We start from the raw sequence: 12,472 nt of genomic DNA on the forward strand, positions 1-12,472 counted from the left end.
CGTTGTGGTCATCCGCGTCCGTCTGCGGGCGCGGGCCAGGGCGTTCAGCCGGCTGCGCGGTAGGCCGTGCCCACCCGGTTGGGGGTGGCCCGGTTGTAGAGGCCGGTGCCGCCACGGTCCGCGGAGAGGGTGAACCACGCGTAGCGCTCGACGAAGGGGAGTCCCTGGAGCATGGCGGTCGACTTCGTCACGAACGCGGCCTGTTGTTCCGGTGTCGGATACTTCGGGGTGCCGCTGGAGAAGTCGATCAGGGCGTACTCGGTGAGCCAGATCGGCTTCTTGTAGCGGTTGTAGACGGCCTGGAGGTAGCTGCGCAGTTGGCCGGTCGCGGCGTCGGCGCGGAAGTCCGAGCCGTACCAGTGCAGGGGGATGAAGTCGATCTTGTCGTGGCGGGCGGCGGCGCCCTTCATGAACTGGTCGAGCCATCCGCCCGCTATGTCGCCGCCGCCCGCCACCGCGGGTGCCCCCAGGCGCATCCCGGTCGACTGGAGCCGGGGCCACAGGTCGAGGGCCCTGGTGACGCTCATGTTGGCCTGTGCCGGCAGGTCGGGTTCGTTGAAGCCGAGCAGGGTCGTGCCCTCCTGCCGGGCCGTTCGCAGTTGTGCGTCGGTCACCGAGCCGGCGCCCCAGATCATGGGGACGAACTCGACGCCGGCCGGCGGCTTGATCTGCTGGCGGTCCGAGGCCCAGGTGTAGAACCAGCCGGCCCTGGAGTCGGCCAGCGCCTTGGTGACGTCGGTGAAGTTCCAGGCGCTCACGCCCTTCTTCTTCGCCGGGGCGGCGGTCGCGTCGGCCGCACTGCCGACCGTGAGGCAGGTGAGTGTCGCGAGCAGGGCGGTGAACAGGCGCATTCGACGGGGCAAGGCGTTCCTCTCGTGGGGCGCGTGGTCGTGACGGGGCCAGCAGCGGCTCGGGCCGGGGGCCGGGGTCCGGGGCGGGCGGCTCACGCGGTGGGGCCGAACGTGACGGTGAAGCCGCTGCAACGGCTGCACTGCTGCATCACCTTGTTGCCCGGCACCTGGTCCTGCTTGGACCACGTGTAGGCCTTGGGGCACTTCGCGCTGAGCGCGCGACTGTAGCTGCTGGGGGTGTCCCGGCTGGGGTTGGTGCAGAGCATCGGCTTGCCGTCCGGCCCGCGGGTCAGGTCGGCGGGCGGGCAGTAGGGCAGCAGGTTCGCCGCGCAGCCCCGTGTGTCGCAGCCCCCGCCGGCGGGGATCGTGGCGTTCACCGGGGTGATCGTGATCGGCAGCGAGAACGCGTTCACGTAGCTGACGTCGTACCAGGGGGCGGCACCGTCCTTGGCGTCGAAGTTGAACTCCGCGAGGCTGGCGGGTTGTTCGCCCGTCGTGCAGTGGTCGGCGGCCGGGCCGCAGTCGGCCACCCGGCAGTGGAAGGTGCTGCCGGAGGCCCCGCCGCATCCCTGGCGTGCGAAGAACTTCCCACGCCAGTGGAACGGGGCGGTCGTCTCGGGGATCGTCACCGTCGCCGACTGGCCGGGGGCCAGGACCGGCAGCCGGGTGAACTGCTTCGACCCGTCGGCGTTGACGCCGCTTCCGATCCACAGCTTCTGCGACGAGTGGTTCACGAACGTCACCGTGTGGTTGACCGCGGCGGTCGCAGCCGGCGCGGTGCGGGTCGGCGCCGCCGCGCCCGTCACGGTCGCAGCCGTCACGGTCGTGCCCGTTACGGTCGCACCCGTCGCCGCGCCCGCGCCCGTGCTCGGCAGCACCACGGTCAGTGCGGCGGCGGCCGCCGCGACGAACAGCTTGGTCAGGAATCCGCGCATGACTTCTCCGTTCCGTTCCGTTCAGCAGGTCAGGTTGGTGCCGGGGGAGGTGCCGAGGATGCGTGTGAACCGCTGGTAGAGGTTGACCCTGTCCTGCATCCCGGCGGTGTTCCTGCCGTTGCACTCCACGGCGCTGTTGATGCTGCGGATCGTCTGGCCGAATCCGGCCCCGGTGACGATCGCGTGGTGGGCCGTCATGGAGTCGGGCCCGGACTGGGTGTTCCAGTCGATCCTCAAGGCTGTGCGTCGAAGGGACACGCGGGGCCTTCCTCCCGTTGCGGGATGCGGGACATCGAGTCCACCGGTCTCCTCGTCCCACCGGCGGGTGTGGTCGGGCCGTTGGGACTGTTCGGGGCGTTCGGGGCGTTCGGACCGGGCTGGCCGGCGCCGCGGTGGTGTGTCAGGAGCAGGTTTTGTCCGGGTGGTCGTGGGTGATGGCGCAGATCATCGCCTTTGCCCGGCCGTTGTTCGGGTACCTGCGCTGGAGCTCGTCCTTGAACTCCTTCCACTGGCGTGCGATGTCCTTGACGGCGAGGTCGTAGGCGTGGTCGAAGTTGTGGCCGACGACCGAGCGCGGGCTGTCCTTCGTGTCCTTGTTCAGGACCCCGTCGTGGGTGACGCGACCCGTGCAGTTGGAAACCGTCCCGCTGTGGTCGCGGTCCGGGTAGCAGCCCGTCGCCAGGTCGTGCGGCATGTGGCCGGTGGCGTCCTTGACCCAGTCGGCCCTGCTCATGGAGCTGTAACGACTGATGGAGAAGAACGCGGGCAGGTCGGTGCGCCCCAGGCCGGGGGGATTCTTGACGCCGGTGGCTCCCGGGCCGGCCTGGTCGACCCAGTTGCTGTGGGCGTAGAAGTCCTCGATCTGGTGCCAGCCGCGGCCCAGGTCCTCCAGCACCTCACACTTCGCCCGTCCCGGTTGGTCGTTCCACGAGCAGGCCGGGGAGATGGAGGTCTGGGCGGCGATGACGCGCCCGTTCGCGTCGACCAGCCGGTCCGCGGCGGCGACGGCCCTCTTGACGTGATCGATGGAGCCCTCGACGCAGTCGATGATCTCGGCGTTGGCCTGCTCGCGGGTGCGGGGGTAGCGGTTGTCGTACCTGGGGTCGAGGTAGTCGGCGTTGTCGCAGTGGAGCTTGCCGATGCCGAAGTACTCGCCGTGGTCGTTGGCGACGATCGCCCCCGAGTTCCCGTCCGCCATCGCCGTCAGCGAGTTCGGGTGCCAGCCCCCGGCCCCCAGGGCGGCCCGGGTGATCTTCTCGTGGTTCCCCCCGCTGAAGGCCTGCGCCGGTGTCGCGGCGCCGAGGGCGACGGAACACAGCAGCGCGACGCAAGCGGCGCCGGGAACGCGCAGGCGCTGCCGGCGGGAAACGGAGCTGGGATTCACGGGGGTCTCCAGGTGTGCGATGGACGTCTTCGGCGAGCGTGCGTGCGTTCGGGCGTGCGTCCGGGTGCGGCGCCCCGTCCGTACCGCGCAGGCCATGGAGGACCCATGGCGGTGCGTGGTGACGAAGCGTCACCAGGCCTGCACCCGTACGTTAGTCGCCGTTCCCAAAGACCGACAGACCGTCACATCACCAGTTCCCCAAGGGCATCCTTCCGCGCATCGCGGTGTCCCCGCGCCGCGAGGCCCAGGTGCCCGACCCCGTTCACGGGAACGGGCAGCGCAGCCTCCCGGCCCCCCAGCCTCCCGGGCCGGGCTTGTCCACCCGCGACCCGCCCCCGCACCAAACAGAGCAGTGATTCTGTATAGTCCCCTCTACAAACAGAACGTCAATTCTTCTTGACGGAGGGCGCATTGCCACGGCTCACCGACGCACGCAAGGAACTCCGGCGCACCCAGATCACCGAGGCCGCCGTACGCTGCTTCAGCCGCAACGGCCTGGAGCGCACCTCGATCGCCGACATCACGGCCGAGTCCGGCCTCTCGACCGGCTCGATCTACGCCCACTACCGCAGCAAGGCCGACCTGGTCCAGGCCTCCGCCCACACGCTGCTCGCCAAACGCGCCGAAACCCTCGGCCAGTACGCCGCGAGCGACAACCCGCCCGACCCCGACGAACTGCTCGCCCGCCTGATCGCCACGATCGACCCCGCCCGAGCCCGGGTCGGCGTGCAGACCTGGGGCGAGGCGACCACCAACCCGGCCATCCGCGCCATCGTCGCCGACACGGTCGACCGGATGCGCGCCATGGTGCTCGACTGCGTCACAGCCCACCTGGCCAAGGCCGAAGACCTCGCCCCGGCCCGCGCCCGGGAGCACGCCGTCCCGATCGCCGACCGCGTGATGGCGCTCTACCTGGCCGAACTGCTGCACACCGCCCTGCAGTCACCCACCGAGGAGACGGCCACATGACCTCCCCGACCGCACCCTTCGCCGACCGCACCGTCCTGCGGGTCGGCTACGGCGCCCTCCAACTCGAACGCCTCCACCACCGCCGCAGCGAGGCCCTCGCACTGCTGCGCCGCGCGGTCGAGTCGGGCGTCGACCACCTGGACACGGCCCAGTTCTACGGCTTCGGTTTCGCCAACGACGTGATCCGCGAGGCGCTGCACCCCCGGGACGACGTCCTGGTCGTCACGAAGGTCGGCGCCGACCCCGACCCGGGCGGCCCGCTGCCGCTGCGCCTGGCACAGCGGCCCGAACAACTGCGCGCCAGTGTCGAGGACAACCTGCGCAGCCTCGGCACCGACCAGCTCCCGGTGGTCAACCTGCGCCGCCTCGACTCCGGCCCCGGCCTGCGGCCCGACGGCGATCAGGTCGTCGGCCTCGACGACCAGCTCGCGCTCATGACCGCCCTGCGCGACGAGGGGAAGATCGGCGCGATCGGCCTGAGCGGCGTCACCCTCGACGGCCTGCGCCGCGCCCTGCCGGCGGGCATCGCCTGCGTGCAGAACGCGTACAGCCTCGTCTCCCGCGACGACGAGGACATGCTGCGGCTGTGCACAGCCGAGGGCATCGCCTGGGTCCCGTTCTTCCCGCTCGGCGGGGCCTTCCCGAGCCTGCCCAAGGTGACCGACGAGCCGGCGGTGCACGCCGTGGCCGCATCCCTGGGCGTCACACCCTCCCAGGTCGGCCTCGCCTGACTGCTGCACCACGCCCCCAACGTGCTGCTCATCCCCGGCACCGCCGACGCTGCCCACCTCGAAGCCAACATCGCGGCCGGCGAGATCACCCTCGACGCCGCCGACCTCGCCGCCCTGGACGCGGTCGAGTCCCGCTCCAACGACGTCCCCATCGGCTGACCGGCACCGGCCAGGCACCGGCCGGGCCGGCTCGCGGCCGCAGCCCGGGGGTCGGGCACGCCGTGATCCAGCTCGCCCGCTGGGCCGGCGCCACCGTCATCAGCACGGTCAGCGGCCCGGCCAAGGCCCGGCTGGCCACCGCCGCCGGCGCCCACCACGTGGTCAACTACCGCGAAGGCGACCCGGCCACCGAGATCCGCAGGGTCGCCCCGGACGGCGTCGACATCGTCGCCGAGGTCGCACTCGGCGCGAACCTCGCACTGGACCTGGCCGTCCTGCGCCCGCGCGGCACGATCGCGACCTACGCCAACGACGGCGGCAAGCCGGTCGAACTGAACGTGGGGCACAACATGGTGCTGAACACCCGCCTTCAGTTCCTCATCCTCTACACGGCCGGCCCGACAGCGCGCACGGCGGCTGTCGAGGACGTCACCGCCGCGGTGCGCGACGGCGCCCTGCCCGTCGGCGACGAACACGGCCTGCCACTGCTGCGCTTCCCGCTCCACCGCACCGCCGACGCACACCGGGCGGTGGAAAGCGGCACGGTCGGCAAAGTCCTGGTGGACACCGCTGCCGAAGGCCGCTGACCCAGGGGGAGGGGGACGGCTTCCGCCCGATCATCTGTGCTGGAAGGCCGTGGAGCTCGTGGGGAGAGCGGGCCTGTCGGGATTCGTAGCCGGTCACCGCGCAGAGGGGCAAGGGGTGCGTGGGCTACCTGCCGACGGCACTACCGGCACTGCTGCTCTACTGCAACAGCGAGGGGATCCGCGTGGGATGCCGGATCAAGCAGGCGTGTCTCCGCACCCGTTCCTCCGGCTGCGGCACGTGCGGGTCGTGGCCGGCCCGCCTTGGCCGCCGCCGGTGGTGACGCCGTCCAGGGCGGGGCCGGTCTCCAGTTCGGCGGCCGGGATGTCGGGGCGGGCGCGGACGTCGGTGACGGCCTGGGTGGCGATCTCACCGACTGCCGCGGCCTCCAGTACGGTGCCGGTTTCCCGCCGAGCGTCGGCGAGGCGTTCAGTGATGGTGATGATGGTGGGCCGCCGGTCGTGCGGCCCACCATCAGTGCGTTCCGGCGGCTCAGTAGAGGACTACGGAGAGCCGTGCCGGGCCGGTCTCGGTGGTGGTGTCGCAGAAGTAGACGATGGCCTGGTGGTTGTTCACATACGCCTGGCCGGCCGCGTGGCAGGCGGCGGCGGTCGGGTATATGCCGATGTAGGTGTAGGTGGACGCCTGGGCGGCCGGGGCGGCGATCAGGGCGCCGCCGGCCACGAGCCCGGCCACGGCCGCGGCGGAGAATGCCTTGCGAAGCGACATGAGTGGTCTTCCTCCCAATGGTGAGCGCCGGGGTCCGTGCCCCTGCGCTTCGCCGAGGAGCCTCCTCCGAATGTGAAGGCGGGGCAATGGTCGAGACCAATTCCGACCGGAAGCAGTGTGGTGTTTCTGTGACGGCGCAGGTCACGAGCTCGTCTGACGGGCTTGCGATCATCTTCCGGACAGTTCTTGCACTGTCTGGGACCTGACAGTCCGTTTTGACTGATCCACCAGGATGGTCCCAGGCCGTTCCCCTGGTAGGAGTGCTTTCACTCCCGGGCCGGGACAGTGTGGGGACATCCTGCCCGGTCGGCTGGCTACCGGCCGGGTGCGGCGCTCCTTCCGAGGGCAAGATCGGCCGTCAGGAGACGATCTGGAGCCTCGCCCAAGAGAGTCGTTCGAAAGCGGTCGGTCCCGGGCGGCGGGGGGCCTCGCGTGTGCTCGCGCGCAGCCACCCGTCAGGGGCCTACGGCCGTCCGGAAGGACGAGCGCAGCTGCGGGTTCTGGAGTTCGGGTTCTGGACATTGGGCGTCACCCACGACGCCAGGGGCGGCGTCGCCGGTGATGCCACCCCTGCTTCGTCGGGGTCGTTCGAGCGGGTTGTGGGGCCCGGTCCGCGGGGCTCGGCGAAGACCGGCCGGGCTCGCGTCGCGCGCGAGACCACCTGTACGGAGCCTTCGGCGGCGCGCTCCGCCCCGTATCGCCGGCGGAGCCGCTGTCCGAGTGCAGGTGGCGCCATCCGTCGTCGGGACTGCCGGCATCCGGCTGCAGCCCGGTGTCAGGCGTGGGTGTGGGGGACAGGTTCGCCGGTGAGGGCGTCGGTCAGGGCCCGGTTGCCGAGGGGTTGATGCAGGACGACCGTGAGCTCGGCGATGCCGCCGTCCTCACAACCGATGTCCGGGCCCGAGGCGTCCCGGCGCCTGAGCAGCAGCGCGACCTGCTTGGCCGTCTCCCGTGCCACCAGGTCGGGCTTGTAGTCGCAGCCGCTCCAGGCGACCTCCATCGAGACCGTGTGGTCGTCCGCCGCCACGGTGGTGTTCTTCGTGGACGGGTCGGCGAGCTGGATTCGACGCAGGACGGAGGCGTCCTGCCGCTTGTAGGGGAGCGGATAGTCGGATTCACCGCCCCACACCGCGTAGCACACCGCCACCCCGACCCCGATCAGCCCCGCCACGCCCATCCAGCGCCTGTCCCGTGCTGTCAGTTCCACGCCCCTGCCCTCCCCTTGCCGTGGATCAGGGTAGGCCTCCGAGCCGGCGAGGGGGGTCAGTTGAGGCGGCCGTTGCGGGGTGCGGGAATGCGGGGCAGGACGCTCCACAGCGGGTGGCCGTCAGCGGCCCAGCGGGCGAGGACGGCCCGGTCGACGAGGTGGATGCCCTGCTCGGTGCCCCAGCGGTGGGCGTCGCGGGAGAAGCGGCCGTTGGTGACGACGACGGCGAGGTGGGCGTCGTGGGCGCGCTGGTAGGTGCCGGCGAGCGCGTACAGCACGCCGACGCCCACCGGCTTGCCGCCGACGGGGTCCTGCTTGTGCTTGCACTGCACGGCCCAGCGCCGGCCTGTCGGGTCCTCGGCGAGGACGTCCACGCTCTGGTCGTTCGCCCGCCCGACCTTGCGCGCGCGGCATCCGTCGCGTTGCAGCAGGTCGCGCACCGCATACTCGAACGCGTCCGGCGTCATGTGGTCGATCCCGCCCGGGCCGCTCAGGGCCAGGCGTAACTGGGCGGCGCGCAGCCGGTGTTCGCGGGCGGCCAGTGCCCGGCTCCGCAGCACGACCGTGGTGGCGGTGCCGGCCGCGAGCGCGGCGGCGGCGGGGATCCACCAGTTCGCCGCGAGCCACCGCAGGAGGGCGGCCGCGGCGCTGAGCGCGAGGAGCGCGACCAGGGCGTAGGCGATCCAGGTGGCGTCGTCGCGTCGTACGGGCCGACGTGGGCGCGGTCGTCGCACCGTAGGCCTGCGCTCAGCCATGCGCTGCTCCGGGTGTGTTCACGTCGTGTCCTTCCTGTGGGCCGCAGTACCGGCCGGGGAGCGGATCCGTGGTGCGCGGTCAGCGGGTGGCTTCGACGGCGATGCCGACGAGTTGGAGGATGGCGTGGCCCCAGGCGGTGGTGGCGATCAGGACGCCGAACACGACGGCGGTGAAGACGGTGAACGCCTCGTCGGCGCGGCTGCGGGCCTCGGTGCGGCGGCGGAGCCGGATGACGATGAGGATCGCGAGGAACGCCGTCACGCTGATCGTGTACTGCACTGCCCACCCCGGCCCGGTAGTTGACTCTGTGTGAGGCTCCGGTCACCCGGGGCCTGCCGCATTCGGGTGAGCATGCCAGAGCGACCACTCCGCCGGGGCTGGTTTCCCGAAAACGGCCGGGCGCGAACGAGCGCGGGTCCGCAGCCGTGCCGAGGCGCGCCGACCATTACGGCCGGCCTGCCTCGGGCGGGGGAGAGAGTGGTAGCAGGGGCTCAACCGCTTCGTTCTGGGGATCTGGAACAACGGGCCGGTCTGGCCCTGTAGCCAGGCCCAGGGCATTACCACCGGTGATAGGGGCCTGGCCTACCCGGCCCCGTCCGGGCTGCGAGACTGGTGATCATGACTGACCGCCGCCCTCTCGCGATGCCCGCCTTCTCTGCGACCGCAACGGACGCACCCCTGTCCGCCCAGCCCGGCGTGCGCCGGCTGCCGGTCGAGCAGGGCGCCGACTTCCGCCAGCCGCCCGGCGAGACCGTGAACGCGCCTGCCCCGGCCCGTCACCGCCTCTCGCCTGGGGACTTGACCTTCTCCGATCCGGACCGGCAGATCTGATCGCTACCACCACGGGTAACGCGACCACCCTGCCCCCGACAGACAGCCACATCGACGAGGACAACGGCACCGTCCGCATCCGCCTCGGCGACGTCCCGGTAGCCCTCCCTGCTCCCCTCGGGGAGTCGGCCTTGCCGCAGGGTCACCGTCCAAAGCAGCCACGCCGTCCTCGCCCCAGCCAGGGGCGGCCCGCGGATCGAGGTCTACCCGACGGCACCACGGCGGTAGGACGGCCGCCGAGAAGCAGCTCTCCCTCCTCACCGGGTGCCCTCCTGGAACCGGCTCTGGCCCCGATTCCGGGAACGATCTCAGGTCCGGCGGAGCGGCCCGACCACCGCAGGTCCCCGCAGGCGCGCAGAGCTGTCATGTGCCCCGCTTCGCATGATCGTTCACGCAATCAGAGCGTGCCGGCATGGCGTCGGGCCCCGGCTGGTGGCGGCGGGCTTCGTCGTACGCGGCGAGGGCTCGGTAGAGGGCGGAGCGGCCGAGCCATGTTCGCCTCCCTCGCAGCGGGAGCGGCGGTGGGCCGGGCGGACAGTGCCCGGAGACTGCGGCCAGGAATGGGATGACGCGATCATGGGAAGGACCTGGCGGTGACCCACCACGAGTGTCACCGACCCAAGGGAGCGACCCGTGGCAGATGAATGGAGCGAGGAGCTCGTTCGGTGGCCTGGACTTGTCGGCACCACCGCCGCCGAAGCCGAGGCGCACATCCGGCAGAGCCACCCTGAGGTCACCCACGTCAGAGGGCGTTCGATACCGATTTAGGCTTCCGCAGGCGATTTCGGGCGGAGGTATTGCCCGATTTTGTCGGGGCTGGCGGTCAGGCGAGTGGTCATGGAGTTGACCATGGCCCAGTGGATCATCGAGCGTGACCGCTCCGGCAGTTCCTCGTAGTCGCGATGGAGCCGCCGGTACCGGGACATGATCCCGAAGGTCTGCTCGACCCGCCAGCGGATCGGCTGGACGACGAAGCCCTTCTGCTCCTTGTCGCGGGCGACAACCTCGACGTCGATGGACAGAGCGGCACCGTGCCTGACGACGGCGTTGTTGTAGCCGGCGTCCACCCACGCTTTGGTCACCGTGGGCCACCTGGAGGCGAGGGTGTCCAGGACCTGTTTGCCGCCGGCGGAGTCCTGGACACCCGCGGCAGTGACGATCAGCACCAGGAGCAGGCCCAGGGTGTCGGTGGCGATGTGGCGCTTGCGGCCCTTGACCCGTTTCCCGCCGTCGTAGCCCTGGCTCTCCGCTGGGGCGTTCGGCGAGGCCTTCACCGACTGGGCGTCGATGACCGCGGCGCTCGGCAGGATCCGACGGCCCTTCTTCGCCCGCAACTGGTCACGCAGCGTGTCGTGGATCCGCTCGGTGGTGCCGTCGCGTTCCCACTCCTTGAAGTAGCCGTAGACGGTGGTGTGGGGCGGGAAGTCGTGCGGCAGGTAGCGCCAGGCGATGCCGGTCCGCGCGACGTAGAGGATCGCGTTGACCACTTCACGCAGTTCGGTGGTCGGCTCGCGCCCTTCGGCGCGAGCCGACCTCCAGCGCAGCAGCATCGGCTCCACGAGCTGCCACTGATCGTCCTTCAGGTCCGAGGGGTACCGGCGTCGTTCCGTCACAGTCGATCCATACCGCTGACACGGGCCCGGCCGCTACAGGATCCTGGAACAGCGTCCGTGCCGAGCCCGCGAAAGCCGGACAGTTGGGGGGATTCCCCTATCGAACACCCTCTCAGAGCCGTTCCACCGGGCCATGACATCCCCATGGACTACCAGGCAGACCGCGTCTGGCTCCATGTCGACGACAACGGCATCGTCCAGTCGGTGCCCGTGATCGGCTGACCAACCCCCGCAGGCGTGGCCACACGTCGTCACCTGTGCTCGTCCGCAGAGGCGGTGAGGACGAGCGCGAAGTCGGTGGGCAGGTAGTTCAAGCACCGGGGTCGCCTCCGCGCAGGCGGAATGGACGACCTCGAGACCGGCCGGCGCACCATCCGGCTGCCCCGGCTCAAATCCCGTCGCTCCATACCGGAGTGGGCGGCTACGCTCGCGCCATGAAGTTGGACCAGGCACTCGAACCGCTGCGTCGGGTGCTGCTGGAGCGCGGGACCGCCGGCTATCCGGAGACGGTCACCGCGGCGGTGGAAGCCGCCCGGACGGCACTGGCCGGCGGGGCGGACACCCCGAGCCTGTGGGAGCTCGGCGTGCTGTCCGACGGGGAGGTTCTGGAGGCGCGCCGGCTGCTGGCCGAGCTGGAGCAGGAACTCTGGCCGGCGCTGCGGCTGCCCGCCACCCTCAAGGCCCGCGACCGGGCACTGGCCCGGCACTGCCTGCGGGACCTGCTGGACGGCCGCGTCGATCCGTTGGTGGCGGCCGAGCGGATCGGCTTCGAGCTGTGCCCCCGCCGACGACCCCGACTCGCCGCTGCGGCCGCTCCGCCGATGGCTGTATCTCGCGGAGGACCAACAGGAGCACTGCGGCGGGCTGACGAAGGAGCTGGTGGCCGAACTGCACGACCTGGCCGCACAGTTGCTGGCCGGTCCGCTGTCCTGACAGCCGGGTCCGATAGTGCTTCCGCCCGGCTCCCGCCACCGAGCCGGCCGCACCCGTCCGGCCGACGACGGACCCGACCTCCGCGCCGACGCCGCCGCCGCTCGCAGCCAGCCCCGCCTACCGGCAGCTCCGCCAGCAGATGCGCGAGCAGGCCCAGGCCCGCCAAGCCACGTTCTCCGGCCGTCACGTTGTCGCGAGCACTCCCATGCCGTGAGGCTGCAAACAAGAGGTAGAGCGGAATGAATGAGTTGCCGCAGAGGCTCCATACCTGGTTCACCGAGAACGAGGAGCAACTGCGATCACGCGGGGTCACGGGTGACATCCAACGATCACCTGATGACGGTCGACCCAAGACCAGCGCATGGATGACGGTGGAGACCGACGGCTATGCCGCCGTGCTCATCGTCTGGGACAGCGGCGAAGCCGAGCTGGAGTGCGGCGACTGGGCCAGTGGCCAGATCCGGCAAGAACATCGCGATCTCCGCACCCCGGACGAGCTCCTCGACGCCATCGAGGACCTTCTCGAATGGGCCCAGATGGAGAGCGGAGGACCGCGCTGAGCGGCGACGCGCCATCATGCGACAGCCCGATCATCACCCGCGTGACCACTTCGTGGGCTGCCCATATGCGCAAGCCCTACCCTGACGGGCCGCGCTGGGTCGACGCCCCCAGCGGCGAGTCGGTTCCCGTCCTCGACTTCTACGCGGCCGGCTGCGTCATTGCCGACCTCGCCCCCGCCACCGCCCGCACCGCGGCTGCCACCGGCAGCCAGGCCACCGCCAAACACCG

Annotated in this window: 12 protein-coding genes and 3 pseudogenes; 6 read left to right on the forward strand and 9 right to left on the reverse strand. The window is 71.0% G+C overall.

Going from position 1 to position 12,472, the window contains the following annotated elements; all coding sequences use genetic code 11:
* Nucleotides 1-44: 44 nt before the first annotated feature.
* The 4 genes and pseudogenes from OG556_RS39555 to OG556_RS39570 form a co-directional block, all read right to left on the reverse strand.
* Nucleotides 45-863: a glycoside hydrolase family protein gene (locus tag OG556_RS39555; RefSeq protein WP_331745286.1), complete on the reverse strand. Its 819-nt coding sequence runs from the start codon at nucleotides 861-863 to the stop codon at nucleotides 45-47.
* 80 nt (nucleotides 864-943) lie between these two features.
* Complete coding sequence (locus tag OG556_RS39560) at nucleotides 944-1,786, reverse strand: thaumatin family protein (protein ID WP_331745287.1); 843 nt, start codon at nucleotides 1,784-1,786, stop codon at nucleotides 944-946.
* 21 nt (nucleotides 1,787-1,807) lie between these two features.
* Nucleotides 1,808-2,011 (reverse strand): annotated as a pseudogene (locus tag OG556_RS39565) (chitinase); the annotation flags it as partial.
* Between the two features lie 175 nt (nucleotides 2,012-2,186).
* On the reverse strand, nucleotides 2,187-3,170 hold the full coding sequence (locus OG556_RS39570) for a hypothetical protein (protein ID WP_331745289.1): 984 nt from the start codon (nucleotides 3,168-3,170) through the stop codon (nucleotides 2,187-2,189).
* Nucleotides 3,171-3,581: 411 nt separating this feature from the next.
* Here OG556_RS39570 and OG556_RS39575 point away from each other — a divergent pair, with 411 nt between their 5' ends.
* From OG556_RS39575 to OG556_RS39585, 3 genes and pseudogenes are all read left to right on the forward strand, one after another.
* Nucleotides 3,582-4,139, forward strand: a complete 558-nt coding sequence (locus OG556_RS39575; RefSeq protein WP_331745291.1) for a TetR family transcriptional regulator — start codon at nucleotides 3,582-3,584, stop codon at nucleotides 4,137-4,139.
* Nucleotides 4,136-5,029: pseudogene (locus tag OG556_RS39580) on the forward strand (aldo/keto reductase). The gene OG556_RS39575 and the pseudogene OG556_RS39580 overlap by 4 nt, the downstream one beginning before the upstream one ends.
* Nucleotides 5,017-5,616 (forward strand): annotated as a pseudogene (locus tag OG556_RS39585) (zinc-binding dehydrogenase); the annotation flags it as partial. The pseudogenes OG556_RS39580 and OG556_RS39585, both read left to right, overlap by 13 nt.
* Before the next feature lie 490 nt (nucleotides 5,617-6,106).
* Here the strand turns inward: OG556_RS39585 and OG556_RS39590 are convergent.
* From OG556_RS39590 to OG556_RS39605, 4 genes are all read right to left on the reverse strand, one after another.
* Nucleotides 6,107-6,343 carry a hypothetical protein gene (locus OG556_RS39590; protein WP_331745293.1) on the reverse strand — a complete coding sequence of 79 codons (237 nt, stop codon included), beginning with the start codon at nucleotides 6,341-6,343 and terminating at the stop codon, nucleotides 6,107-6,109.
* A gap of 775 nt (nucleotides 6,344-7,118) precedes the next feature.
* Nucleotides 7,119-7,550 (reverse strand): hypothetical protein, encoded by a 432-nt coding sequence (locus OG556_RS39595; RefSeq protein WP_331745295.1) that lies wholly within the window; start codon nucleotides 7,548-7,550, stop codon nucleotides 7,119-7,121.
* Between the two features lie 56 nt (nucleotides 7,551-7,606).
* Complete coding sequence (locus OG556_RS39600) at nucleotides 7,607-8,305, reverse strand: restriction endonuclease (protein WP_331745297.1); 699 nt, start codon at nucleotides 8,303-8,305, stop codon at nucleotides 7,607-7,609.
* A gap of 79 nt (nucleotides 8,306-8,384) precedes the next feature.
* Nucleotides 8,385-8,585 (reverse strand): hypothetical protein, encoded by a 201-nt coding sequence (locus OG556_RS39605; RefSeq protein WP_331745298.1) that lies wholly within the window; start codon nucleotides 8,583-8,585, stop codon nucleotides 8,385-8,387.
* Between the two features lie 339 nt (nucleotides 8,586-8,924).
* On the opposite strand from OG556_RS39605, the gene OG556_RS39610 reads away from it, so the two are divergent.
* Nucleotides 8,925-9,137 carry a hypothetical protein gene (locus OG556_RS39610; protein WP_331745300.1) on the forward strand — a complete coding sequence of 71 codons (213 nt, stop codon included), beginning with the start codon at nucleotides 8,925-8,927 and terminating at the stop codon, nucleotides 9,135-9,137.
* A gap of 764 nt (nucleotides 9,138-9,901) precedes the next feature.
* Here the strand turns inward: OG556_RS39610 and OG556_RS39615 are convergent.
* Entirely contained in the window at nucleotides 9,902-10,750 is an 849-nt protein-coding gene (locus tag OG556_RS39615; RefSeq protein WP_331745302.1) for an IS5 family transposase, read from the reverse strand.
* Nucleotides 10,751-10,807: 57 nt separating this feature from the next.
* On the opposite strand from OG556_RS39615, the gene OG556_RS39620 reads away from it, so the two are divergent.
* On the forward strand, nucleotides 10,808-10,972 hold the full coding sequence (locus OG556_RS39620) for a hypothetical protein (protein ID WP_371523174.1): 165 nt from the start codon (nucleotides 10,808-10,810) through the stop codon (nucleotides 10,970-10,972).
* Nucleotides 10,973-11,922: 950 nt separating this feature from the next.
* Nucleotides 11,923-12,243, forward strand: coding sequence for a hypothetical protein (locus tag OG556_RS39625; RefSeq protein ID WP_331745304.1), 321 nt, complete (start codon nucleotides 11,923-11,925; stop codon nucleotides 12,241-12,243).
* The last annotated feature ends 229 nt before the right edge of the window (nucleotides 12,244-12,472 follow it).

Origin of the sequence: Kitasatospora sp. NBC_01300 (assembly GCF_041435235.1) — a bacterium.
Lineage (GTDB): Bacteria > Actinomycetota > Actinomycetes > Streptomycetales > Streptomycetaceae > Kitasatospora.